22 protein-coding genes are annotated in these 22,681 nt (G+C 70.7%); 14 read left to right on the forward strand and 8 right to left on the reverse strand.

The window, feature by feature from the left end:
• Positions 1-81: 81 nt before the first annotated feature.
• A complete protein-coding gene (locus ACLBWX_RS00555; protein WP_447675152.1) occupies positions 82-1,146 on the reverse strand; it encodes an SDR family oxidoreductase in 1,065 nt (354 codons plus the stop codon).
• A 97-nt stretch (positions 1,147-1,243) separates the two neighbouring features.
• On the opposite strand from ACLBWX_RS00555, the gene ACLBWX_RS00560 reads away from it, so the two are divergent.
• From ACLBWX_RS00560 to ACLBWX_RS00570, 3 genes are all read left to right on the forward strand, one after another.
• Positions 1,244-1,621: a winged helix-turn-helix transcriptional regulator gene (locus ACLBWX_RS00560; protein ID WP_447675153.1), complete on the forward strand. Its 378-nt coding sequence runs from the start codon at positions 1,244-1,246 to the stop codon at positions 1,619-1,621.
• A 164-nt stretch (positions 1,622-1,785) separates the two neighbouring features.
• Positions 1,786-2,058, forward strand: a complete 273-nt coding sequence (locus ACLBWX_RS00565; RefSeq protein ID WP_447675154.1) for a hypothetical protein — start codon at positions 1,786-1,788, stop codon at positions 2,056-2,058.
• Between the two features lie 63 nt (positions 2,059-2,121).
• Positions 2,122-2,748 (forward strand): DNA-3-methyladenine glycosylase family protein, encoded by a 627-nt coding sequence (locus tag ACLBWX_RS00570; protein ID WP_447675155.1) that lies wholly within the window; start codon positions 2,122-2,124, stop codon positions 2,746-2,748.
• On the opposite strand, the gene ACLBWX_RS00575 is transcribed toward ACLBWX_RS00570, so the two are convergent.
• The gene (locus ACLBWX_RS00575; protein WP_447675156.1) at positions 2,749-4,374 is read right to left on the reverse strand and encodes an amidase family protein; all 1,626 of its coding nucleotides are present in this window, start codon (positions 4,372-4,374) and stop codon (positions 2,749-2,751) included.
• Between the two features lie 135 nt (positions 4,375-4,509).
• Here ACLBWX_RS00575 and ACLBWX_RS00580 point away from each other — a divergent pair, with 135 nt between their 5' ends.
• From ACLBWX_RS00580 to ACLBWX_RS00605, 6 genes are all read left to right on the forward strand, one after another.
• Positions 4,510-5,448, forward strand: coding sequence for a 2-hydroxyacid dehydrogenase (locus ACLBWX_RS00580; protein ID WP_447675157.1), 939 nt, complete (start codon positions 4,510-4,512; stop codon positions 5,446-5,448).
• A 63-nt stretch (positions 5,449-5,511) separates the two neighbouring features.
• Positions 5,512-5,835, forward strand: a complete 324-nt coding sequence (locus ACLBWX_RS00585; RefSeq protein ID WP_447675158.1) for a hypothetical protein — start codon at positions 5,512-5,514, stop codon at positions 5,833-5,835.
• Between the two features lie 110 nt (positions 5,836-5,945).
• A complete protein-coding gene (locus ACLBWX_RS00590) occupies positions 5,946-7,664 on the forward strand; it encodes an NAD(P)H-dependent oxidoreductase subunit E (RefSeq protein WP_447675159.1) in 1,719 nt (572 codons plus the stop codon).
• A gap of 104 nt (positions 7,665-7,768) precedes the next feature.
• The gene (fdhF, locus tag ACLBWX_RS00595; RefSeq protein WP_447675160.1) at positions 7,769-10,735 is read left to right on the forward strand and encodes a formate dehydrogenase subunit alpha; all 2,967 of its coding nucleotides are present in this window, start codon (positions 7,769-7,771) and stop codon (positions 10,733-10,735) included.
• A 241-nt stretch (positions 10,736-10,976) separates the two neighbouring features.
• Positions 10,977-12,050: an HD domain-containing phosphohydrolase gene (locus tag ACLBWX_RS00600; protein WP_447675161.1), complete on the forward strand. Its 1,074-nt coding sequence runs from the start codon at positions 10,977-10,979 to the stop codon at positions 12,048-12,050.
• A gap of 89 nt (positions 12,051-12,139) precedes the next feature.
• Complete coding sequence (locus tag ACLBWX_RS00605; protein WP_447675162.1) at positions 12,140-13,525, forward strand: pilus assembly protein TadG-related protein; 1,386 nt, start codon at positions 12,140-12,142, stop codon at positions 13,523-13,525.
• A 54-nt stretch (positions 13,526-13,579) separates the two neighbouring features.
• On the opposite strand, the gene ACLBWX_RS00610 is transcribed toward ACLBWX_RS00605, so the two are convergent.
• Positions 13,580-14,224, reverse strand: a complete 645-nt coding sequence (locus ACLBWX_RS00610) for a TadE/TadG family type IV pilus assembly protein (protein ID WP_447675163.1) — start codon at positions 14,222-14,224, stop codon at positions 13,580-13,582.
• A gap of 3 nt (positions 14,225-14,227) precedes the next feature.
• Entirely contained in the window at positions 14,228-14,722 is a 495-nt protein-coding gene (locus tag ACLBWX_RS00615; RefSeq protein WP_447675164.1) for a TadE family protein, read from the reverse strand.
• 526 nt (positions 14,723-15,248) lie between these two features.
• Here ACLBWX_RS00615 and ACLBWX_RS00620 point away from each other — a divergent pair.
• Together ACLBWX_RS00620 and ACLBWX_RS00625 are read left to right on the forward strand one after the other, a co-directional pair.
• Entirely contained in the window at positions 15,249-18,107 is a 2,859-nt protein-coding gene (locus ACLBWX_RS00620) for an ATP-binding protein (RefSeq protein WP_447675165.1), read from the forward strand.
• Positions 18,108-18,214: 107 nt separating this feature from the next.
• Entirely contained in the window at positions 18,215-18,427 is a 213-nt protein-coding gene (locus tag ACLBWX_RS00625; protein WP_447675166.1) for a hypothetical protein, read from the forward strand.
• A 13-nt stretch (positions 18,428-18,440) separates the two neighbouring features.
• On the opposite strand, the gene ACLBWX_RS00630 is transcribed toward ACLBWX_RS00625, so the two are convergent.
• From ACLBWX_RS00630 to ACLBWX_RS00645, 4 genes are all read right to left on the reverse strand, one after another.
• Complete coding sequence (locus ACLBWX_RS00630; protein WP_447675167.1) at positions 18,441-19,223, reverse strand: amino acid ABC transporter ATP-binding protein; 783 nt, start codon at positions 19,221-19,223, stop codon at positions 18,441-18,443.
• Positions 19,220-19,876 (reverse strand): amino acid ABC transporter permease, encoded by a 657-nt coding sequence (locus ACLBWX_RS00635; protein ID WP_447675168.1) that lies wholly within the window; start codon positions 19,874-19,876, stop codon positions 19,220-19,222. The genes ACLBWX_RS00630 and ACLBWX_RS00635 overlap by 4 nt, the downstream gene beginning before the upstream one ends.
• Positions 19,877-19,885: 9 nt before the next feature.
• Entirely contained in the window at positions 19,886-20,548 is a 663-nt protein-coding gene (locus tag ACLBWX_RS00640; protein ID WP_447675169.1) for an amino acid ABC transporter permease, read from the reverse strand.
• A gap of 70 nt (positions 20,549-20,618) precedes the next feature.
• Positions 20,619-21,407, reverse strand: a complete 789-nt coding sequence (locus tag ACLBWX_RS00645; RefSeq protein WP_447675428.1) for a transporter substrate-binding domain-containing protein — start codon at positions 21,405-21,407, stop codon at positions 20,619-20,621.
• 218 nt (positions 21,408-21,625) lie between these two features.
• Here ACLBWX_RS00645 and ACLBWX_RS00650 point away from each other — a divergent pair, with 218 nt between their 5' ends.
• From ACLBWX_RS00650 to ACLBWX_RS00660, 3 genes are all read left to right on the forward strand, one after another.
• Positions 21,626-21,901, forward strand: coding sequence for a hypothetical protein (locus ACLBWX_RS00650; protein WP_447675170.1), 276 nt, complete (start codon positions 21,626-21,628; stop codon positions 21,899-21,901).
• 154 nt (positions 21,902-22,055) lie between these two features.
• Positions 22,056-22,238, forward strand: a complete 183-nt coding sequence (locus ACLBWX_RS00655) for a DUF3606 domain-containing protein (RefSeq protein ID WP_299656933.1) — start codon at positions 22,056-22,058, stop codon at positions 22,236-22,238.
• An 80-nt stretch (positions 22,239-22,318) separates the two neighbouring features.
• On the forward strand, positions 22,319-22,585 hold the full coding sequence (locus ACLBWX_RS00660; RefSeq protein WP_447675171.1) for a DUF6894 family protein: 267 nt from the start codon (positions 22,319-22,321) through the stop codon (positions 22,583-22,585).
• Positions 22,586-22,681 lie beyond the last annotated feature (96 nt).

The raw sequence follows: 22,681 nt of genomic DNA on the forward strand, positions 1-22,681 counted from the left end.
TCGGGGTCCCGGGATCGGAGGGCTCTGGCGATGATGGAGCCGAACGGCCGGGCCGCCAAGTCGCGGGACCCGCCGCGGGTATCAGGGGATGACCCGCTCGGCCCGCAGACGCGCGAACAGGTCGAAGAACGCGTCGTCGGTGGCCTGGTAGTCGAGGAAGCCGAGGCGCCGGCTCTTGCTCATGTCGGTGACGACCTCGATCGGGCGGCCGAGATCCGCATCGGTGTGCCAGGCCGAGGCGAGGCGCCCGAGATCGGCTTGCCTCAGGCCGTGCCGGGCCGCGAGTTCGGCCCAGAGCGGGGCGGCCCCGTCCATCTGCTGCTCCAGGGGCAGGACCGAGCCGTCGAAGGGCGCCGGCTCGACGCCGAACCAGTCGGCGATGCGGCCCCACATCCAGCTCCAGCGGAAGACGTCGCCGTTGACGATGTTGAAGGCCTCGTCGCGCGCCGCCGGCGTGGTCGCGGCCCAGGCGAGCTGCCGCGCCAGGACCCGCGCATCGGTCATGTCGGTGAGCCCGTTCCACTGGGCGGCCGAGCCGGGGAAGCGGAACGGACGGCCGGTCTCGCGGCAGAGGCTGGCATAGACCGCCAGGGTCACGCCCATGTTCATGGCGTTGCCGAGCGCGAAGCCGATGATGGTATGGGGCCGGTGCACGCTCCAGCCGAAGCCGTCCCGCTCGGCGGCGGCGAAGACCTCGTCCTCCTGCGCATAGTAGAAGTTCTCGACGTCGAGGCGGCCCTGGTCCTCGCGGAACGGCGTGGCCGGCAGGGTGCCCTTCCCGTAGGCCTCGAAAGGCCCGAGATAGTGCTTGAGCCCGGTGACCAGCCCGACATGCTTCACACCACCGTTAGGCCGGAGGGCGTCGAGGAGGTTGCGGACCATCGCGCCGTTGACGCGAATGTTCTCGGCCTCCGTCTCCTGACGCAGCCAGGTCGTGATGAAGACGTCGGTGGGCCGGACCTCCGCCAGCGCGGCGCGCAGGCGCGTCGGATCGAGCAGATCGGCGGCCACCGGCGTCACGCCGGGCAGGTCGGCGGGCGGGCGTCGGGCGAGACCGGTCACGGACCAGCCCTCCGACACGAGGTGGCGGGCGAGGTTGTTGCCGACGATGCCGCTGACGCCGGCGATGAGGGCCGTTCGGGTCATGAAAGTCTCCGTCTTGATCTCGAACCGACCTATGGAGACAGTCCGCCCCTGACCAGACGGCACCGATTGGGGTCATAGGCACCTGAAGGTAACCACGATGGACAGGCGGAGCGGGGACGAGGACTGGCGCGAGGACTGTGCGCCGCGCCGGGTCCTCGAACTGTTCGCGACGAAGTGGACCAGCATGGTGCTGCACACGCTGCACGCCCGCCATGCCGGCTGCGCGCGCACCGGAATCCTCCAACGCAGCCTGCCCGGGATCTCGAAGAAGATGCTCACCCAGACCCTGCGGGATATGGAGGCGAGCGGGCTGCTCACCCGGCACGTGGCCGGCACGGTGCCGCCGGCGGTGGAGTACCGGCTCACCGCCCTCGGCGGCCGCTTCGTCGAGCCGGTGGAGCTTCTCTACGCCTGGGGCCGGGCCAATGCCGACGCCCTCGACGACCTGAAGCCCCGGCCGACCTCCCGGCGCTGAGAGACGTGCGTCGAGGCGCCGGAAGGCGGTCTCACCCCTCGTCCTTCCCCACCCGATCCAACGAATTTTGTGACCTTTCCGCGTCTCGGCCGTTGATGGGACATGCCGAACCGGTCGCGACGGCGTGACCGGCCTTTCCGAACCATCGAAGCGAGGCCCCTTTCATGAAGTCATTCGTCATCGCCACCGCCCTCCTGCTCACCCCCGTCGCCCTCGCCGGCACGGCCCAGGCCCAGGGCACGGTCCGGGGCGCCGAGCGCGGCGTCGAGGACGGCAACCGTGCGGCCGGCCCGATCGGCGGCGTGGTGGGCGGCGCCGTCGGCGCGGCTACCGGCACCGTCGGCGGCGTTCTCGGCGTCGACCCGGATCGCCGCGAAGACCGGATCGAGCGTCGCGAGGAGCGCACCACCACCACGCGCGAGCGCCGCGACCGCTGAGCCGACCGCCTCGGCCCCGCTTTCGGGGCCGAGGCCATTCGACGTCCGTCGCTGCCTGTCCACATGACGCCCGACCCCGATCCGCACACCCACCTCCTGGCCGCCGCCCGGGAGGTGTCCGCGTCCCTGCACGACGCCCTGATGCGCATCGGGCCGGTGCCGGTCGAACCGCCGACCCACGCCCATGTCGCCGACCGCCTCGCCCTCGAGGTCGTCAACCAGCAGCTCTCGATCCGCGCCGCTGCGGCGATCTGGGGGCGCGTCGAGGCGGCGGCCCTCCTGCGGAACCTCGCGCCCCGCGACCTCTTCGTCGAAGCGCATGGCGAGACCCTGCGCGGCTGCGGCCTCTCCGGTGCCAAGGTCCGTGCCGTGCTGGCGATCCGCGCGGCCGACGAGGCGGGCCTGTTCGGGCCGACCCTCGCCACCCTGCCTCACCCGGAACGCTCGGCGATCCTGCGGAGCATCAAGGGCGTCGGCCAGTGGACCGCCGACATGATCGGGATCTTCCACTACGGCGACCCGGACATCTGGCCGGCCGGCGACGTCGCCGCCGTGGGCAGCCTTCGGCGCCTGACCGGCTGTACCGACACAGCGGCCTGCGCCCTCCCCTTCGCGCCCTATCGCTCGCATCTCGCGCGGGCGATGTGGCGGGTGCGCGATCTGGTGCCGGCCCCGACCCTGGCGGCCTGATCAGCGCGCGCCGAGCGCCGGCGTGGCGACCGGCAGGCGGCGCGGCTTCGTCGCCTGCTCGAAAGCGTAGGCGAGGCCGAGGAGCTTCGCCTCGCTCCAGGGCCGGCCGAGCAGGTCCATGCCGACCGGCACACCCTCCGGCGCCGTCTCGGTGGCCGTCGAGAACCCGGCCGGGACGTCGATGGCCGGAAAGCCCGTCAGCCCGGCGACGATCCCGTTGCGGTCCGCCTGATTGAGTTCGCCGATCGGAACCACGAGCCGCTTTTGCAGCGGATAGACCAGGGCGTCGAGGTTCCGGGTCGCGAAGACCTCGGCGACATGCGCCTTCAGGTCGGCGATCCGCCCGAGGCGCGCCTTGTACTCGGGCTCCGCCATGCCGTCCCGGCGCGCCTCCGCCGCCGTCAGGAACTTCTCGAGGGCGGCACGGTGGAACTGGCCCGAGGCGAGGATGCCGGCGAGATCCGTGTGCGGCGCGTTTGGGATCGTGGCGAGATACCCGTTCATCAGCGCCTTGAATTCGTAGGTCTGGACGTCGTCGTCGCGGTTGAGGGCGTCGGCCTCGAAGGTCGGATCGTCGATTCGCACCAGGACGGCGCCCGCCGCCTCCAGGGCGTCGAGCGCCCGCTGCATGACGGCATTGACCGCCGCATGCTCCGGCTTGGTCCCGAACAGAGCGGTGACGACGCCGAGCCGCGCACCCTTCAGGGCGTCGGGCTTCAGCGCGTCGGCGTAGGCCTGCGCGACCTTGCCGGCCGCCGCGGCGGTGAGCGGATCCGCCGGGTCGGTTCCCGCCATCGCCTGCAGCAGCGCCGCCGCATCCGCCACCGTTCGGGTGATCGGACCGATGGCGTCCTGCGTCTTCGAGACCGGCATGATGCCCGCGAGGCTGATCAGCCCCTGCGTGACGCGCAGGCCCACGAGATTGTTGGCCGAGGCCGGCGAGCGGATCGAATTCACGGTGTCGCTGCCGAGGCCCCCGAGGGCGAAGCCGGCGGCGATGCCCGCGCCGACGCCGCCGCTGGAACCGCCGGGCGTACGGGTCAGGTCGTAGGGATTGCGGACCTGGCCGCCCAGCGAACTCACCGAGACGCCGCCGAGGGCGAATTCCTGCATGTTCGCCTTGGCCAGTACGATGGCGCCGGCGGCGCGCAGGCGGGCCACCGACGTGGCGTCCCGCGCCGGCTGCGCACCCGCCAAGGCAGCCGAGCCGCCGGTCGTCGGTAACTCGGCCGTGTCGTAGTTGTCCTTCAGCAGCAGCGGCACGCAGCCGAGGGGCTTGGCCGCGCCCGCCGCGCGGTCCGCATCGTAGGCCTCGGCCTGCGCCAGGGCCTGCGGGTTCACCGCCCGGACCGCCGCGAGCTTCGGGCCGGCCTGATCATAGGCGGCGATGCGGTCGAGATAGCCCTGGACGACACCTCGGCAGGTGATGCGCCCGGCGGCGAGGGCTTCGTGGAGCCCGGCGATCGTCGCCTCCTCGACACGGAACGGCGCGTCGCCCGGGCTCTGCGCCGAAGCAGGCATGGCCTGGGCGAGCGTGGTCGCGAGCGCGACGAGGAGCGCGGGCTTGGAGACGAGCGCGGACTTGGAGACGAGCGCAGATTTGGAGACGAGCGCGGGCTTGAACATGGAATCCTGACGCTGACCGGTGAGGCTCGCGATCAGGCATGCTTCATACCAGCGAGGTCAAGCCGCTCCGTTGACGCCGTGCCGGTCGCGGGGTGATCCCGTCGCGGCGCGATGCCCCCGAGGAGATCCGATCCCATGCCAGCCCCCCTGCTTCTCGTGACCAGCCTCCCCGCCGAAGAGGAAGCCGGCTGGCGCGACGCCCTCGGCGCGGCCATGCCGGAGGAGCGCCTTCTCACGATGTCGGACAGCGCCGAGGCCTTGATGGCGGAGGTCGCGATCGTGGCGAATCCGCCGCTGGGAGCCCTTGCCGGGCTTCCCAAACTGCGCTGGATCCAGAGCCTGTGGGCCGGCGTCGACCGGCTCGTCCTGGACGACACGCTGCCCGACGTGCCGGTGCGGCGCCTCGTCGATCCGACCCTGGCGCGGGCCATGGCGGAGGCGGTGGCGGCCGCGGTGCTGTCCCTCCACCGCGATTTCCCGCGCTACGCGGCGCAGCAGCGGACCGGAACGTGGCGCCAGCACCCGGTCCGCCCGGCGAGCGCGCGACGCGTGACGATCCTCGGCCTCGGGGAGATGGGTCGCGCCGCGGCGGATCTGCTCCGCACCATCGGCTTCCCCGTTCGGGGCTGGAGCCGGTCCGGCGCCCCGCACGGAACGATCCCGGTCGCCGGCGGTCCCGAGGGGTTGGCGCAGAGCCTCGCGGTGGCGGACATCCTGGTCAACCTGCTGCCCCTGACGCCGGACACCCGTGGCATCCTCGCTGCGGACGTCTTCCGGCAGCTGCCACCCGGCGCGGCCCTGGTGAATTTCGGGCGTGGCGCCCACCTCGTCGAGGACGACCTCCTCGCCGCCCTGGACACGGGCGCCCTCCGCCACGCGATCCTCGACGTCTTCCCCGTGGAGCCCCTGCCTCCGGAACACCGCCTGTGGACGCATCCCGGGATCACGATCCTGCCCCACGTCGCGGCACCGACGGACATGACCTCGGCCGCCGCCATCGTCGCCGACGCCGTGGCCGACTTCCGTCGGACGGGCCGGGTGCCAGCCGGCCTCGACCGAATGCGCGGCTACTGACGCGCGGCTGAAAGGCCGCGTCGCGCGTTGGTGCTCCGAGAGTCGCGACCTGGAGACGCATCGATGACCGAATCCCAGACCTCTTCCACAGCCAACTGGGCCGAGCTGGTGGCGCGAGGCTACGCCGACGAGGCCGCGCCGCCGCTGACGCCGGAACTGCTCGACGCGGTGCGCGAGACGTTACGCCGAGCCGGTCTCGACCACCCGCACTCAGCATCCCTGGCGGCCGACGCAGTGAAACGGGCCAACGAAGCCCTCGATGCGTTCGAACTCAAGCTGGGTGCCGTGGTCGGTCCAAGACTCGCGGATCTGCCGGCGAACGGAAGACCGGCCTTCGTCCAGCGCTCGGAGGCCGGACGTCCGCTGCGCGCCTATGGCGGCCAGTGACGCGCGACCAAATTCACTTCCGAATTTTTATGATGTGCTGCTAAGGGGAGGCCTATAAGAACACCGCGCAGAATCTGGTATTTTAAATACCAAAGGGGTAGGATGATCGCATGAGCGCGCATGACATTGGCGAGGTTCGCCGCTTCGACCATCCCGGCAAGGGACGCAATCGGGCCCGGCCCGTCCCCAAGGGGCGGCAGGTCGAGCCCGTGGCCAAGGTCGAGATCGAGCGCCTTCTGGGCGACCGGTCGCGGCAGCGGGACCTGCTGATCGAGCACCTCCATCTCGTCCAGGACACCTACGGACAGATCAGCGCCGCCCATCTCGCGGCGCTGGCAGACGAGATGGGTCTGGCCTTCGCCGAGGTCTTCGAGACGGCGACGTTCTACGCGCATTTCGACGTGCTGAAGGACGGCGACGCCGACCTTCCGGCGCTGACCGTGCGGGTCTGCGACAGCCTCACCTGCGCGATGTTCGGCGCCGAGCCCCTGATGGAGGCCCTGCGCGCAACTCTCGGCAGCGGGGTCCGCGTCGTGCGCGCGCCCTGCGTCGGCCTGTGCGACCACGCCCCGGCGGTCGAGGTCGGCCACAACTTCCTGCTCAAGGCCGATGTCGCCAGCGTCACGGCGGCGGTGGAGGCTGGGGACACCCACGCCCATCTGCCGGCCTATCCCGACTACGATGCCTACCGGGCCGGCGGCGGCTACGCCGTCCTCGAACGCCTGCGCTCGGGCGAACTCGCCGTCGACGCGATCCTGCAGGTCCTCGACGACGGCGGGCTGCGCGGGCTCGGCGGCGCCGGCTTCCCCACGGGGCGCAAGTGGCGCTCGGTACGCGGCGAGCCCGGTCCCCGTCTCATGGCGGTCAATGGCGACGAGGGCGAGCCCGGAACCTTCAAGGACCAGCTCTACCTCAACACCGATCCGCACCGCTTCCTCGAGGGCATGCTGATCGGCGCCCACGTGGTGGAGGCGGACGACGTCTACATCTACCTGCGCGACGAATATCCGATCTCCCGCGAGATCCTGGCCCGCGAGATCGCCCGGCTCCCGGCCGGGGGACCGCGCGTCCACCTGCGCCGAGGCGCGGGCGCCTATATCTGCGGCGAGGAATCCTCGCTGATCGAGTCCCTGGAGGGCAAGCGCGGGCTGCCGCGGCACAAGCCGCCCTTCCCGTTCCAGGTCGGCCTGTTCAACCGCCCGACCCTGATCAACAACGTCGAGACGCTCTACTGGGTCAGGGACCTGATCGAGAAGGGCGCGGAGTGGTGGAAGGGCCACGGCCGCAACGGCCGGGTCGGCCTGCGCTCCTATTCGGTGTCGGGCCGCGTCAAGGAGCCGGGCGTCAAGCTCGCCCCCGCCGGCCTCACCATCCGCGAGCTGATCGAGGAGTATTGCGGCGGCATCAGCGACGGGCACAGTTTCGCGGCCTATCTACCCGGCGGCGCCTCGGGCGGCATCCTGCCGGCCAGCATGGACGACATCCCCCTCGATTTCGGCACCCTCGAGAAATACGGCTGCTTCATCGGTTCGGCCGCGGTCATCGTCCTGTCGGACCAGGACGACGTGCGCGGCGCGGCCCTGAACCTGATGCGGTTCTTCGAGGACGAATCCTGCGGACAGTGCACCCCCTGCCGCTCCGGCACGCAGAAGGCGCGCGTGATGATGGAGAACGACGTGTGGGACACCGATCTCCTCGGCGAACTCTCGCAGTGCATGCGCGATGCCTCGATCTGCGGCCTGGGTCAGGCGGCGTCGAACCCGCTCACCACCGTGATCAAGTACTTCCCGGATCTCTTCCCGTCGCCGCAGCGGATCGCGGCCGAGTAGCGATCCGACCCTGAACCCGACGGCGCGGCTGCCCCCGGCGGCAGCTGCCCGCAGCCCGGTTTTCCGGCGCCCCGATTTTCCTGCACCATGACTGGAGCGGAACCATGAGCAGCGGCACACAGAACTCGGGCCTCAACGGAGCCCACGCCACCACGCCGACCGGCCCGCAGGACGCGGGCGGTCGGGCGGACGGCGCCAACCCGGGCGCCGGGAGCACCTATTCCGAGGGCGCCAAGTCCGGCGGCCAGGCGGGTCCGGCCCCGAGCGGCACCTTCGGCCTCAAGGAGATGCCGGCCGGCATCCCCGGCGTCATCTTCGAGTTCGACGGACAGCAGGTCGAGGCCGCTCCCGGCGAGACGATCTGGGCCGTCGCCCAGCGCCTGGGCACCCACATCCCACACCTCTGCCACAAGCCCGCCCCGGGCTATCGGCCGGACGGCAATTGCCGCGCCTGCATGGTCGAGATCGAGGGCGAGCGCGTGCTCGCCGCCTCGTGCAAGCGGGTGCCGGGCGTCGGCATGAAGGTGAAGTCCGCCTCCGAGCGGGCGGCCAAGGCGCGCGCCATGGTGATGGAGCTCCTCGTGGCCGACCAGCCGGCCCGTGAGATCTCGCACGATCCGACCTCGCACTTCTGGGCGCAGGCCGACCATGTCGCGGTGACCGAGAGCCGTTTCCCGGCAGCTCAGCGCTGGGAGGGCGACTGGAGCCACCCGGCCATGCGGGTGAACCTCGATGCCTGCATCCAGTGCAACCTCTGCGTCCGCGCCTGCCGCGAGGTCCAGGTCAACGACGTCATCGGCATGGCCTACCGCTCGTCCGGCGCCAAACCCGTGTTCGACTTCGACGACCCGATGGGCCAGTCGACCTGCGTCGCCTGCGGCGAGTGCGTCCAGGCCTGCCCGACCGGCGCGCTGATGCCGGCGGCCTATCTCGACGACAGCCAGACCCGCACCGTCTATCCCGACCGCGAGGTGGATTCCCTCTGCCCGTATTGCGGCGTCGGCTGCCAGGTCTCCTACAAGGTCAAGGACGACAAGATCGTCTACGCCGAGGGGCGTGACGGGCCCGCCAACCAGAACCGCCTCTGCGTGAAGGGCCGCTTCGGCTTCGACTACGTCCACCACCCCCACCGTCTGACGAAGCCCCTGATCCGCCTCGACAACGTGGGCAAGGACGCCAACGACCAGGTCGATCCGGCCAACCCCTGGACCCATTTCCGCGAAGCGACCTGGGAGGAGGCGCTGGAGCGCGCCGCCGGCGGCCTCAAGCACATCCGCGACACCGTCGGGCGCAAGGCGCTGGCGGGCTTCGGCTCGGCCAAGGGCTCGAACGAGGAGGCCTATCTCTTCCAGAAGCTGGTGCGCCTCGGCTTCGGCTCGAACAACGTCGACCATTGCACGCGGCTCTGTCACGCCTCCTCCGTGGCGGCCCTGATGGAGGGCCTGAATTCCGGCGCCGTCTCGGCCCCCTTCTCGGCGGCCCTCGACGCCGAGGTCATCGTCATCATCGGCGCCAACCCGACGGTGAACCACCCGGTGGCCGCGACCTTCATCAAGAACGCGGTCAAGGAGCGCGGCGCCAAGCTGATCATCATGGATCCGCGCCGGCAGGTCCTGTCGCGGCACGCCTACAAGCACCTCGCCTTCAAGCCGGGCTCCGACGTCTCGATGCTCAACGCGATGCTCAACGTCATCGTGACGGAGAAGCTCTACGACGAGCAGTACATCGCCGGGTACACCGAGAACTTCGAGGCCTTGCGGGAGCGCATCGTCGAGTTCACGCCGGAGAAGATGGCCCCCGTCTGCGGCATCGACGCCGAGACCCTGCGCGAGGTCGCCCGGCTCTACGCGCGCTCCCGCGCCTCGATCATCTTCTGGGGCATGGGCGTCAGCCAGCACGTTCACGGCACCGACAACTCGCGCTGCCTGATCGCACTGGCGCTGACCACCGGCCAGATCGGCCGCCCCGGTACCGGCCTGCACCCGCTGCGCGGCCAGAACAACGTCCAGGGCGCCTCCGATGCCGGCCTGATCCCGATGGTCTACCCGGACTACCAGTCGGTGGAGAACGAGACCGTCCGCGACCTGTTCGAGACGTTCTGGGGCCAGTCCCTCGATCCGAAGAACGGCCTCACGGTGGTCGAGATCATGCGCGCCATCCATGCGGGCGAGATCAAGGGCATGTTCGTCGAGGGCGAGAATCCGGCGATGTCGGACCCCGACCTCAACCACGCCCGCCATGCCCTGGCGATGCTCGATCACCTCGTGGTGCAGGACCTGTTCCTGACCGAGACCGCCTTCCACGCCGACGTTGTGCTGCCGGCCTCGGCCTTCGCCGAGAAGGCGGGCAGCTTCACCAACACCGACCGGCGCGTGCAGATCGCCAAGCCGGTGGTTCCGCCGCCCGGCGACGCGCGCCAGGATTGGTGGATCCTGCAGGAACTCGCCCGTCGGCTGGGCCTCGACTGGACCTATACCGGCCCGGCCGAGATCTTCGCCGAGATGGCGCAGGTGATGCCGTCCCTGAAGAACATCACCTGGGAGCGGCTGGAGCGCGAGGGCGCCGTGACCTACCCGGTCGACGGTCCCGACCAACCCGGCAACGAGATCATCTTCTATGCCGGCTTCCCGACGGCGAGCGGGCGGGCCAAGATCGTCCCGGCCAACGTCGTGCCGCCGGACGAAGTGCCCGACGCCGAGTTCCCGATGGTGCTCTCGACGGGGCGGGTGCTGGAGCACTGGCACACCGGATCGATGACCCGGCGCTCGGGCGTCCTCGACGCCCTCGAGCCGGAGGCGGTCGCCTTCATGGCGCCGCGGGAGCTCTACCGGCTCGGTCTGGAACCCGGCGACACCATGCGCCTCGAGACCCGCCGCGGCGCGGTGGAGCTCAAGGTCCGGTCCGACCGCGACGTGCCGGTGGGCATGATCTTCATGCCCTTCTGCTACGCCGAGGCCGCCGCCAACCTCCTGACCAACCCGGCCCTCGACCCCATGGGCAAGATCCCGGAGTTCAAGTTCTGCGCCGCCCGCGTCGAGGCGGTCCGGCCCAGGCAGATCGCCGCCGAGTAGGATAGTCCTCTCCCGATGACACGGCCTCGGGGGCCGGATGCGAGGCTCACGCGCCTCGTATCCGGCCCCTTTCCATTCGGACCCGTCGCGCGAATCGTCGGAACACGCAGAGGTGGAACCGGGAACAGAACCCCTGCGAAAAGCACCGATCCCAATACAGTAGGAAGATCACTTCAACCTTTTGTAGAGGAGCATGCCCCATAAACCGAGGTTAGGGCGCGCGTCGGATGGTTGAGTTTTAATGTATGTTTTGATCCTCGACGACGATCCGCTGAACAACGTCCTGATGGGCGAAGCCATTCGCGGCCTGCCGGGCTGCGAGACCGTCGCGTTCACCGAGCCGGCTCGGGCGCTGGCCTTCGTCCGCGCGGAGGCCGAGGCGATCGGGGTGGCGATCTCGGATTTCGACATGCCGGGCATGAACGGCCTCGCCTTCCTGAAGGCCGCGCAGGCGGTCCCGGGCTTCGCGCACGTGCCCTTCGTCATGGTGACGAGCATGAACGCGCGCGAACTGCGCCGCGAAGCGCTCGAGAGCGGCGTCACCGACTTCATCGGCAAGCCCTTCGAGGCCTCCGAGGTCCGGGCGCGGGTGACCAACCTCCTGGCCCTCAACAGGGCGCGCCTGGAGCAGCGCGACCGCGCCGCCTGGCTCGACCGCGAGGTCAAGGCCGCGACCGCGGTGATCGAGGCGCGGGAGCGCGAGATCGTCACCATGCTGATGAAGGCGGCCGAGCACCGCGACACCGAGACCGGCGACCACGTCGCCCGGGTGGCCGCCTACGTCACCGTCACGGCCCGGGCCCTCGGGCTCCCCGAGGCGGAGATCCGCGAACTCAGCCTCGCCTCAACCATGCACGATGTCGGCAAGATCAGCGTGCCCGACGCGATCCTGCTCAAGCCCGGCCCGCTCACGCCGGTGGAGCGCAGCGAGATGGAACTCCATGCCGAGCGCGGGCGCCGCATCCTCGAGGGCAGTTCGTCCCACCTCGTGCAGGTCGCGGCGGAGATCGCCGCCACCCACCACGAGCGCTGGGACGGCACCGGCTATCCCTGGGGCCTGCGCGACGAGGCGATCCCCCTCAGCGGTCGCATCGTCGCCGTCGCCGACGTCTTCGATGCCCTGACCTCGAACCGGCCCTACAAGCAGGCCTGGTCTCAAGGCGACGCCTTCGCCTACCTGCGCGAACAGGCCGGCACGCATTTCGACCCGCGCTGCGTCGACGCCTTCCTCAGAGCGCACGGCCAGCCGTCCCTGCAGACCGGCGCGGCGGCGGCCGGGAACGGGGATCCCGGCGCGGCTCGGCTCGCATCCTGACGCGCCGACCCCCGTTCCGTACGGAATGTGCGGGACTCGCGACGATCGGCTTCAGCCCTTGGAAACCCGGCTCAAGACATGACCGCGCCATGACGATCGGCAACGTTCTCCCCCTCCTCGCCCGGCTGAAGCGCGACCGAAGCGGCGGCGTCCTCGTGATCGTCGCGCTGATGTTCCCGATCCTGACCGGCCTGAGCGCGGTGGCCATCGACTACGCCTCCCTGGTCAAGCGCCGGGCCGAGCTTCAACGCGCCGCCGACAGCGGCAGCATCGCGGGCGTCAACCAGTTCAAGCTCGCCAATGCCGACGATGCGGCGGCGATCCGCACGGCCAAGACCTTGGCACTGGCCCAGGCCCGCAGCGGCAGCGCGGCGCCCCCAGCCGTGACGGCCGAAGTCCTCAACAACCATTCCGGCGTCCGCCTCACGCTCACCGAGCAGGTCGCCCTGTCCTTCGGCAAGCTCCTCAACATCCCGAGCCTCGAGGTCAGCGTCTCCTCGACGGCGAAGCTCGCCGGCACCACCCGGCTGTGCCTGCTCGCCCTCGACCGCCAGGCGGCGGGCGCCTTCCACCTGGAGAGCGCGGCCCGCATCACCGCCACGGACTGCTCGCTCTATTCGAATTCCGCCAACCCCGAGGGCATCCAGGGCGAGAACGCGGCGGTGGCCACCGCTCTCTCCACCTGCTCGGCCGGCGGCTATTCCGGCTCGGGCGCGAACTTCACGCCGCCGCCAGCCACCGGCTGCCCGGCCCTGCGCGATCCGCTGATCGACCGGCAGGGGCCGATGCCGGGCTCGTGCGTCAGCCTCGGTTTCTTCGTCGATCCGAAGAAGTTCGTCGACGGCATCGACGACCCGACCTACGGCGTCAACGTCGTCAGCGGGATCGTCACCCTGCAGCCCGGCACCTATTGCGGCGGCCTGCACGTCACCAAGGGCGCCATCGTCACGCTGCAACCCGGGATCTACATCCTCAAGGACGGACCCCTCGTGGTCGACAAGGACGCCAGCCTGAGCGGCGTCAACACGGGCTTCTACTTCACCGGCGTGCGTGGCGGCCTGCTCTTCGACGAGAAGAGTATCGTCAGCCTCACCGCGCCGAAGGACGGCCCCCTGGCCGGGCTGCTGTTCTTCGAGGACCGCGCTGCGACCATTCCGTCCATCCTGCCGCTGCCGCTCGGCGGAAAGGGCAAGGCCAAGCCCGCCCCCGGGGGCTTCGTCGCCCTGCGCGAGTACCGGATCATCAGCGACAACGCCCGCACGCTCCTGGGAACGATCTACCTGCCTGTCGGGCGCCTGATCATCGACTCCAAGAAGCCAGTCGCGGATCAGTCGGCCTACACGGTGATCATCGCCCGGACGATCAACCTCTACGACGGCCCCAACCTGATGCTGAACGCCCGCTACGGCAGCACCGACGTGCCGGTGCCCGCCGGCGTCGGCCCGAGTTCCGCAGACACCCAGCTCACGCAATAGGCCAAGGTCTGCCGACGGGCGGCTTCCCGCGAGGGATGCGGCCCTTCCGCCCCGTCAGCGCGGCGGGCAGGAGATGCCGTTCCCGAGGACGACCTCCGGGCTCATGCTGGCGTAGCGCCGCCCGTAGCGGACTGGCCACAGGGTCTTGCGGGTGATGGCGAAGCCGGCGCCGTCCTTGAAGAACGCCGAGCCGGCCACCGGCTTGTAGGTGGCGCTGATCTCCACGAGGAGCATGCGCGTCCCCTTCGGCTGGATGCTGTCGGCCTCGGCGACGGGCGCCGGCGTCCCGGCCGCCCGGACCGGCGAGCCCGATGCGGCCACGCTGGAGCAGACCTGGAGCGGGCCGGTCTCGCCGTCGCCGACGACCCCGACCGCGCTCACCGTCATCTGCACACCGCCGCTCTCGAAGGGGGCGAGCACGATGGGCGCCACCTGGAAGACGTCGTTGACCTCGGCCGCCGTCGGGATCGTGCGCTGGGACAGCGTGTCGCCGATGGTGCGGGACAGGATGTCGACCTTGCGCACGTTGCGCATCACGCTCGTGAGCTCCACCGTCCCGAAGTAGATCAGCAGCAGCACCGGCACGATCAGAGCGAATTCGAGGATGGCGACGCCCTCCTCGGCCCGGGCGAAACGAAGGGCGAGGCCCTCCTTCATCCGGCGGATCGCGATCACGGGGCGAGGAGGTACGACGGGCATGCCTCAACAGCCGCTGCCGCCGGTGGAGTTGCCTTCGAGCTGCAGCACGGCCGTGGCGTTGATGAGCCAGCTGCCGTCCTGGAACTGGTTCTTCACGACGCCGAACTTCTGGAAGGTGTGCTGGGCGAAGGCGGCCTGGACCACCACCACGCTTCCCTTGGTGAGGCAGCCGTGCTGCACACCGAAATTCGCCCGCCAGGTTCCGGAGGCCGCGTCGATGGGGCTGCTGCGGTCGATCCGCGTGAAGCTGTCGTAGACGCCGATGTCGACCTTCAGATTCTCGCAACGCACGAACGGATTGACCTGGCGGCAGACCTCGCTGCGCACGGAGTCGAGCAGCGACGTCGCCGAGGCGCCGGACTGGACGTAGAACTGCCGCATCGAGGCGTCGAGCCCATTGTCCAGGGCGGACGTCACCCAGAAGACGAGCGCGTTCTCCAGGACGAAGAAGACGAGGATGCAGAGCGGAAACAGGATCATGGCGAACTCGACCGCCATGGCGCCGGACCGATCCTGCCGGAAGCGCCGCATGGGGGCGCGGCCCAAGGAGACACGGCCCAAGAAGGCACGGCTCAAGAAGGCACGGCTCAAGAGGCCATGGCCCAAGAGGGCGCGCAGGAACCTGCCCCCGCCCCGGAGGGGGCGGACGTGTCTCGCGACGAAGCGAGGGGGGCTGGCGGGATCGGACATGGGAGGGTGTGGAATTCGGATCGGGCGACCGGCCGGGGCACGGTTGGGGCGGGTCGCGGGAAGCCCATCCCCGGTCTAGGCGCCAGCGCTTAAGATTCAGGCAAGTCGGGCAAAACCAGGCGGCTTGATGAATGATCCCCTACGCTCCGGCCGAGGCCGCACGTCTTCCCTGCGGGCTGCTCGCATATCGGCTCAGGTCTCGGGGTCGCGTCCGCGACGCCTGATCTCCGCCTCGTCTTTCGGGGTCCGCTCGAAGGGAGAACCGGGCATTCCGGATCGCAGGCCGCGGGCGGTTAAGACCCTTCCAACCAACACCGGATAAGCTCGCGCGACCATGACCGATCCACGGCCCGCGCCCGACCGCTCCGGCGACCCTCGACCGTCCGCCCGGCAGCAGCGCCGGCAGCGCACCCTGGCCGGACGCCTCGCCCTGGCGGTGTTCGCCTCCGTGGCGCTCGCCTTCCTCGCCGGAACGCTGCTCTCGCTCTGGCAGGAGGTGAACCGCTACGCCGACGACAAGCGCGACTCCCTCGTCGCCATCGCCAACGTGCTCGCCGCGTCGGGCGCCCAGGCCACGGCGGCCGGGGATCCGGCGGCGGCCGGCCGCGTCCTGAACGCCATCGGCAAGTTCGATGGCGCCGGAACCGAGACCGACGACACCGACGCCGGCGCCCGCGAAGGCATGGCCTCCGAACTCGTCTACGCCGCCATCGAGCGCCCGGACGGCTCGATCCTGGCGGATCGCGGGCTCACGGCCCGCCTCGCCGACGATTTCGACCTGCGCAAGGGCCAGTCGCCCCTGGCGCTGCTGACGAGCCGGACCGCCCTGGTGTCGGTGCCCGTCGAGGAGGCGGGGCGGATCGTCGGCAGCCTCATCCTCGTCTCCGACCTCGCCGATCTCAACGGCCGCCTGCTCGCCCTGCTCCGGACCTCGGCCCTGATCTCGAGCCTCGTCATGGTCCTGGGTTTCGCGATCTCCTACGCGATCCAGCGGGCGATCACCCAGCCGATCGCGGCGCTGGCCGGCACCATGGACCGCGTCCGCATCGAGCAGGACTACAGCCAGGCCGCAGCGATCGTCCGCGACGACGAGGTCGGGGTCCTGGCGCGCTCGTTCAACGCGCTCCTCGAGACCGTGCGCGAGCGCGACGCGCGCCTCGCGCAGCACATGCAGCGCCTGGAGGCCGACGTCGCCGAGCGCACGGCCGACCTGCACGAGGCCAAGCAGGCGGCCGAGGCCGCCAATGCCGCCAAGTCCTCCTTCCTCGCCACCATGAGCCACGAGATCCGCACGCCGCTGAACGGCATGCTGGTGATGGCCGAACTCCTCGCGGCCTCCGAGCTGCCGCAGCGGCAGCAGCGCTATGCCGAGGTGGTCGCGCGCTCCGGGCAGAGCCTGCTGGCGATCATCAACGACATCCTCGACTTCGCGAAGGTGGAGGCGGGCAAGCTCGACCTGGAGCGCATTCCCGTCGACCCCTCGGAGATCGTCGACACCGTGGTCTCGCTGTTCGCCGAGAAGGCGGTCGAGAACGGCCTCGATCTCGCCGCCTCCGTGGCCCCGGACGTGCCGCGGCGGATCACCGGCGACCCGGTGCGCCTCGGCCAGATCCTCTCGAACTTCGTCAACAACGCCCTGAAGTTCACGCCCTCCGGCTCGGTGCTGGTGCGGCTGGAGCGCGGCGCCGCCGGAACGCTGCGGCTGAGCGTGCGGGACACCGGCGTCGGCATTCCGGCCGACAAGGTCGGAACCCTGTTCTCGGCCTTCTCGCAGGTCGACCAGTCGACCACGCGGCGCTTCGGCGGCACAGGCCTCGGCCTCTCGATCGCCCATCGCCTCGCCCTCGCCATGGGCGGTCGCATGGGCGTCGACAGCGTGCTCGGGCAAGGCTCGACCTTCTGGACGGAGCTGCCCCTGGAGGCGATCGAGACCGACGCCTGCGCCCCCATCCGGCGCCTGGGCGCCGTCGCGGCCGGGATCGTCGTCGCCGTGCCCGGGCAGGCCACCCGGGACAGCCTCTCGCGCCGCCTCGCCGAGGCCGGGTTCGCGCCCCTGCCGCCGGACAGCGTCGAGGCCGGCACCACCCACTGGATCGCCGATGCGGCGACGATCCTGGCCCTCGGACGTCGCCCGACCGGCGCGGGCCGGGTCCTGGCCCTGGCGCGCCTCGGCGACCCGGCCGCGGCTCCGATCCTGGAGGCGGGCTGGGCCGACCACGTCCTCGCCTGGCCGGTGGTGCAGGAGGAATGGCGCGAGGCCCTGGCCGCGCTCGCCGGCGGCAGGCCGTTCGCCGCACGCGCGGCCGGCCCGGCCGCACGTGCGCGCCTGCCGCAATTCCCCACCGCCCGCATCCTCGTGGCCGACGACAGCCCGGTGAACCGCGAAGTCGCCCGCGAAGCTCTGGCCCGCTGCGGCGTCACGGCCGTCACCCTGGTGGAAGACGGACGCCTGGCGCTGGAGGCCTGCCGCGACCAGACCTTCGACCTCGTCCTCATGGACGGCAGCATGCCGATCCTCGACGGCTACGCGGCGGCCGAGGCCATCCGGGCCGAGGCGCGCGCGGACGGCCGAGCCCGCACGCCCATCGTCGCCCTCACCGCCCACGTGGTCGGGGCGGGCGCCGAGGCCTGGCGGGAGGCCGGGATGGACGCCAAGCTCGCCAAGCCCTTCACCCTGTCGGCCCTGGCCGACACGCTGGCGGACTTCCTGGTGTCGGAATCCGCGTCTGTGCTGCCGCCGGAGGCCGGGACCGCGGACGAGCCGGCGTCCACACCCGTCGCGGCGTCGGGATCGGACTCCGACGGCCTCCTCGACGAGGACGTTATCGCGGGCCTGATCGACATGGCGGCCCGGGCCGGAGGCGATTTCGCCGGCCGTATCCTCGGCCTCTACCGGGAGCACGCTCCAAGGGCGCTGGCGGACCTGCAGGCGGCCCTGGTCTCCGCCGATGCCGATGCGGTGGCCCGTACGGCGCACAGCCTGAAATCGATGAGCCTGAACATCGGCGGCCGCGCCCTGGCGGAGACCCTCGGCGCGATCGAGGCCCGGGCACGCTCCGGCTCCGTGCAGACCGCGGAGGCGGAGACCGCCGGCCTGTCATCGTTGCTGGCGCGGACCATGGCGGCCGTCGATGCCCGCTTCGGGCCGCAATCCGCCCCGGAGGAGACCGACGCGGCCCGGCGCCTGGCCTGAGACCGTACCGGCTCCCATTGCGGCAGCGCGGCATGGTCCGGGAATCGCGCTGAACCGATGCGAAGGTTGGCCGTTGGTCCTCGTCGATCTCGGAACGAGGAGCCCTGATGTCATCCAGCCCTGATTCCCAGCCCGGAGAGTCGGTGGCCGTCACCTTCCGCGGCCGCGGCTACGCCCGCCTGCGCGGCACGAAGCTGTCCGTGCTGATCTGTCCCCGCTGCTCGCAGCGCAACGCACCGAAGGCCGCCGACAAGGGCTACTGCCAGTGGTGCGCCTACGAGCCCTCCCGCGAGGACATCGAGCCGGCCCAGGCGGCCTGAGCCGGGCCGGGGGCTAATCCTGCAGCGAGGACAGGAACTGGCGCAGTTCCGGCGTCCGCGGTGCCCCGAAGATCTCGGCCGGGGGGCCGATCTCGTGGACGAGCCCCTGGTGCATGAAGATCACGCGGTTGGCGACCTTGCGGGCGAAGCTCATCTCGTGGGTGACCATCAGCAGGGTCATGCCCTCCTCGGCCAGGGTCTCCACGACCCGCAGGACCTCGCCCACCAGTTCCGGATCGAGGGCGCTGGTGATCTCGTCGCAGAGCATGATGGCCGGGTCCATGGCCAGCGCCCGGGCGATGGCCACGCGCTGCTGCTGACCGCCGGAGAGCTTGTCCGGCATCGCGTCGAACTTCTCGGCGAGCCCGACCCGGGCGAGGAGCCGGCGGGCACGGGCCGCGTTCTCCGGTCCCGGCCGCCGCTTCACGAGCTGGGGGGCCAGCATGACGTTGCGCCCCACCGAGAGGTGCGGGAACAGGTTGAAGCTCTGGAAGATCATGCCGACGCCCTGGCGCAGCTCGCGCATGGCCTTCGGGTTGTCGTGAAGGAGGTGCCGGCCGTCAACGATCAGCGAGCCCTGCTGGAAGACCTCCAGGCCGTTGATGCAGCGGAGCAGCGTGCTCTTGCCGGAGCCGCTCTTGCCGATGATCGCCACCACTTCGCCCCGCGCCACGTCGAGGTCGATGCCCCGCAGCACCTCGTGCGTGCCGTAGGACTTGCGCAGGGCCGTGATGCGCAGGATCGGCGCGCCGACCTGCGTATGCGGCTCGCCGGCCGCGTTCGGGGCGGCGCTCATGCGAGGGTCCTCATCGCGAGTTTCCTTTCGAGGAGGCGGGCACAGAGGCTGATGGGAAAGCACAGGACGAAATACATCAGCGCGACGCAGGCATAGGTCAGCATCGGCTCGTAGGTGACGTTGGCGATCATGCCGCCGGCCTTGGTCAGCTCGACGAAGCCGATCACGGAGGCGAGCGCCGTGCCCTTCACGACCTGCACGAGGAAGCCCACCGTGGGCGCCACCGCGATCCGCAGGGCCTGGGGCAGGATGATGTGCCGGAATTGCTGGCCGAAGCTGAGGGCGAGGCTCGCCGAGGCCTCCCATTGCCCGCGCGGAATGGCGGCCACGCAGCCGCGCCAGATCTCCGTGAGGTAGGCCGAGGCGTAGAGCGTGAGCGCGACGCAGGCGGCGAGCCAGGCGGAGGTGTCGAAGCCCACCGCGGCGAGGCCGAAATACAGCAGGAACAGCTGCATCAGCAGCGGCGTGCCCTGGAACAGCTGGACGTAGGCGCCGACCGCGCGGCCGAGCCAGACCCGGCCGGAGAGGCGGGCGAGCAGGAGGACGAGGCCGACCAGGGCGCCGCCCAGGAACGCGACGAGGGAGAGGGCCACGGTCCAGCGCGCCGCGAGGGCGAGGTTGCGCAGGATGTCCCAGAGGGTGAAGTCCGGCATGGCGCTCCCCTAACGGCCGAACAGGAAGCGCGGCCCGGCCCAGTTGAGCAGGCTCCGGACCAGGATCGCGAGGCCGAGATAGGACAGCGTGCCGACGATGTAGGTCTCGAAGGCGCGGAAGTTGCGGCTCTGGATCAGGTTGGTGGCGTAGCTCAGCTCCTCGGTCGAGATCTGCCCGCAGACGGCCGAGCCGAGCATGACGATCACGATCTGGCTGACGAGCGCCGGCCAGACCTTTCCGAGGGCCGGCGGCAGCACCACCCGGGTGAAGACCTGGGCCCGGGTGAGCGCGAGGCTCTCGGCGGCCTCGATCTGCCCGCGCGGCGTCGCCTCGATGCCCGCGCGCAGGATCTCGGTGGCGTAGGCGCCGAGGTTGATCGTCATGGCGAGGACCGAGGCCGTCGCCGGCGACAGGCGGATGCCGGCTTCCGGCAGGCCGAAGAAGATGAAGAACAGCTGGACGATGAAGGGCGTGTTGCGGATCAGCTCGACATAGGCCCCCACGAGCCAGCGCAGGGCGAGGGGTCCGCCGGAGCGCGCCCAGGCGCAGGCGATCGCCAGGGCGGCGCCGAGGAGCGTCGCCACCGCGGTCAACCCGACGGTCCAGGCCGCTCCGCGCAGGAGCAGGGGCCACTGGACGAGAATACTCGCGAAATCGAGTTGCAGCGGCATCGTGGCGAACGAACCCGGGAGTCGACGGTCGCACGGTCCGCACCGGGGCGGACCGTGCGGGCGGGACGGATCAGAGCGGCAGGTCGCCGGTGCCGCGCTTGAGCCATTTCTGCGACAGGGCCTCCAGGGTTCCGTCCGCCTTGGCCGCCAGCACGATCTCGTTGACCTTCTTCAGGAGAGCGTCCTCGCCCTTGGCGACGCCGACGAAGCAGGGGCTGTCGCGCAGGAGGAGCTTGTACTCGACCCCGAGGCTCGGGTTCTTGCGCGTCAGCACCCCGATATTCGAGACGCTGGTGGCGATCACCTGGGTCTGGCCGGCGGCGAAGGCGGCGGTGGTCGCGGCCTGGTCCTCGAAGCGCTGGATCTGGGTGGAGGCCGGCGCGACCTTGCCGAGCATCTCGTCCTCCATGGCGCCGCGGGTCACCGCGACGGATTTGCCGCCGAGATCGTCGAAGCTCTTGATGCTCAGGGATTTGAGGGCGAACACGCCCTGGTAGAACGGCGCGTAGGCGGCGCTGAAGTCGATGATCTTCATGCGCTCCTCGTTCTTGCCGAGGGTCGAGACGATGAGGTCGATCTTCTTCGTCTGCAGGTAGGGAATCCGGTTGGCGCTCACGACCGGCACCAACTCGACCTTGGCGCCGAGCTTCGCCCCGATGAGGTTGGCGACGTCGACGTCGAGGCCTAATGGCTGCAGGTCGAGCCCGGCGAAGCCGTAGGGCGGGTAGTCGGTGGGGATGCCGATCCTGACCAGCTTGGCCTTGGCGATCCCCGCCAGCGCGTCCTGCGCTTGCGCCCCGGCGGAGGACAGCAGGGCGGCGCCGAGGGCGAGGGCGACGAGGAGGCGGCGTTTGGTCAGCGGCATCGGCGAATCGACTTTCCTGAAGCGTGCCGTCCTGCCTGTGCAATTTTTGTGCAGCACGCCAGTCGGACGGCGCAGTATCCACAGCGAGGGGCCCGTCGCCGCCGTCCGCTCGAGCCCGCGAAGGCGCCCCGGACGGGCCTGGGCCGAACATGCCACGCCGGCGCGGCGTTACTCTCCTGCGTGCTTCACGCCAAACATCAGGGAGAAACGTCATGAAGGTCTTCGCCGTCGCGCTCGCCAGCACCCTCCTTCTCGGATCGGCCGCCCTCGCGGCGGAAGGCGGCTCCGGCACCACCAAGTCCGGCACCATGAACTCCACCGGCCCGAACGACGCCGGCGCCGGTTCGTCCCCGGGCGCCGCCGGCAGCGGGCCTTCCACGGGCGACAAGAGCCGGTCCGGCACCGCCAACAGCACGGGCGCCAACGATGCCGGCTCGGGCGCCTCGCCGGGCTCGGCCGGTAAGGGCACCGGCGCGCCCACGCGCTGACCCCGCCCGCCGATCCCGTCGGCGGACTCCGCCGGAACGGTCCGTAAAGACTCGCGAGGCGGTGCGGACAGACCCGCGCCGCCTCGCGCCGGCCGCCCCGGCATCCCATATCCCGGTCCGGCGCCGTTCTGCGCCCGACCGGACGGGATCTCTCATGGCTGGCCTCAAGGACAAGCGCGGCTTCATCGACAAGGAACGCCTCGACCTCTCCGAGCGCAAGGCGGTGGAGTTCTGGATGAAGCGCTGGGGCGTCACCCAGGACCAGCTTACGGCGGCCCACCGCAAGGTCGGCCGCATGACCAAGGACATCGCGGCCGAACTCGGCAAGAAGCGCTGACCCCCTGCCCCGCGGCCCTGCGCGCTCCTATCTCCCCGGGACGCGCCAATACCGGGCGGCGCAGAATGGGATCCGCATCGATGCAGCGCTACTACTTCCACACGCATATCGGCGACGACGTGGTGGTGGATCCTGACGGCCGCGACTTGCCGAGCGCGGACGCCGCCTGGGACGCCGCGCGCCTCCTGGCCCGCCAGCTCCTCCAGGGCGCCGACAGCGATCCGCAGCTCCTCCGCGCCGTGCTGTTCGTCGAGGACGCCTCCGGCGAGATCGTGCTCGAATTCCCGCTGGCCGAGGCCCTGGTGCTCGCACCGGTCCCGGAGCCGGCCGGCGGCACGCTGCACTGAGCGAAGCCGTCCCGGCCCCGCCCCGCCCGGTGGCCCCGCCCTGCGGTGACGTCCCGGGACCGGCTCCCCGAGGTCGCGCGGCGCCCGCGGACCAGA

Source organism: Methylobacterium sp. M6A4_1b, from assembly GCF_053345175.1.

Excerpts from the sequence above, each read along its gene's own strand:
- ACLBWX_RS00555 (WP_447675152.1), bottom strand. The coding sequence starts at position 1,146 with ATGACCCGAACGGCCCTCATCGCCGGCGTCAGCGGCATCGTCGGCAAC.
- ACLBWX_RS00560 (WP_447675153.1), top strand. The coding sequence starts at position 1,244 with ATGGACAGGCGGAGCGGGGACGAGGACTGGCGCGAGGACTGTGCGCCG.
- ACLBWX_RS00565 (WP_447675154.1), top strand. The coding sequence starts at position 1,786 with ATGAAGTCATTCGTCATCGCCACCGCCCTCCTGCTCACCCCCGTCGCC.
- ACLBWX_RS00570 (WP_447675155.1), top strand. The coding sequence starts at position 2,122 with ATGACGCCCGACCCCGATCCGCACACCCACCTCCTGGCCGCCGCCCGG.
- ACLBWX_RS00575 (WP_447675156.1), bottom strand. The coding sequence starts at position 4,374 with ATGTTCAAGCCCGCGCTCGTCTCCAAATCTGCGCTCGTCTCCAAGTCC.
- ACLBWX_RS00580 (WP_447675157.1), top strand. The coding sequence starts at position 4,510 with ATGCCAGCCCCCCTGCTTCTCGTGACCAGCCTCCCCGCCGAAGAGGAA.
- ACLBWX_RS00585 (WP_447675158.1), top strand. The coding sequence starts at position 5,512 with ATGACCGAATCCCAGACCTCTTCCACAGCCAACTGGGCCGAGCTGGTG.
- ACLBWX_RS00590 (WP_447675159.1), top strand. The coding sequence starts at position 5,946 with ATGAGCGCGCATGACATTGGCGAGGTTCGCCGCTTCGACCATCCCGGC.
- fdhF (WP_447675160.1), top strand. The coding sequence starts at position 7,769 with ATGAGCAGCGGCACACAGAACTCGGGCCTCAACGGAGCCCACGCCACC.
- ACLBWX_RS00600 (WP_447675161.1), top strand. The coding sequence starts at position 10,977 with ATGTATGTTTTGATCCTCGACGACGATCCGCTGAACAACGTCCTGATG.
- ACLBWX_RS00605 (WP_447675162.1), top strand. The coding sequence starts at position 12,140 with ATGACGATCGGCAACGTTCTCCCCCTCCTCGCCCGGCTGAAGCGCGAC.
- ACLBWX_RS00610 (WP_447675163.1), bottom strand. The coding sequence starts at position 14,224 with ATGCCCGTCGTACCTCCTCGCCCCGTGATCGCGATCCGCCGGATGAAG.
- ACLBWX_RS00615 (WP_447675164.1), bottom strand. The coding sequence starts at position 14,722 with ATGGCGGTCGAGTTCGCCATGATCCTGTTTCCGCTCTGCATCCTCGTC.
- ACLBWX_RS00620 (WP_447675165.1), top strand. The coding sequence starts at position 15,249 with ATGACCGATCCACGGCCCGCGCCCGACCGCTCCGGCGACCCTCGACCG.
- ACLBWX_RS00625 (WP_447675166.1), top strand. The coding sequence starts at position 18,215 with ATGTCATCCAGCCCTGATTCCCAGCCCGGAGAGTCGGTGGCCGTCACC.
- ACLBWX_RS00630 (WP_447675167.1), bottom strand. The coding sequence starts at position 19,223 with ATGAGCGCCGCCCCGAACGCGGCCGGCGAGCCGCATACGCAGGTCGGC.
- ACLBWX_RS00635 (WP_447675168.1), bottom strand. The coding sequence starts at position 19,876 with ATGCCGGACTTCACCCTCTGGGACATCCTGCGCAACCTCGCCCTCGCG.
- ACLBWX_RS00640 (WP_447675169.1), bottom strand. The coding sequence starts at position 20,548 with ATGCCGCTGCAACTCGATTTCGCGAGTATTCTCGTCCAGTGGCCCCTG.
- ACLBWX_RS00650 (WP_447675170.1), top strand. The coding sequence starts at position 21,626 with ATGAAGGTCTTCGCCGTCGCGCTCGCCAGCACCCTCCTTCTCGGATCG.
- ACLBWX_RS00655 (WP_299656933.1), top strand. The coding sequence starts at position 22,056 with ATGGCTGGCCTCAAGGACAAGCGCGGCTTCATCGACAAGGAACGCCTC.
- ACLBWX_RS00660 (WP_447675171.1), top strand. The coding sequence starts at position 22,319 with ATGCAGCGCTACTACTTCCACACGCATATCGGCGACGACGTGGTGGTG.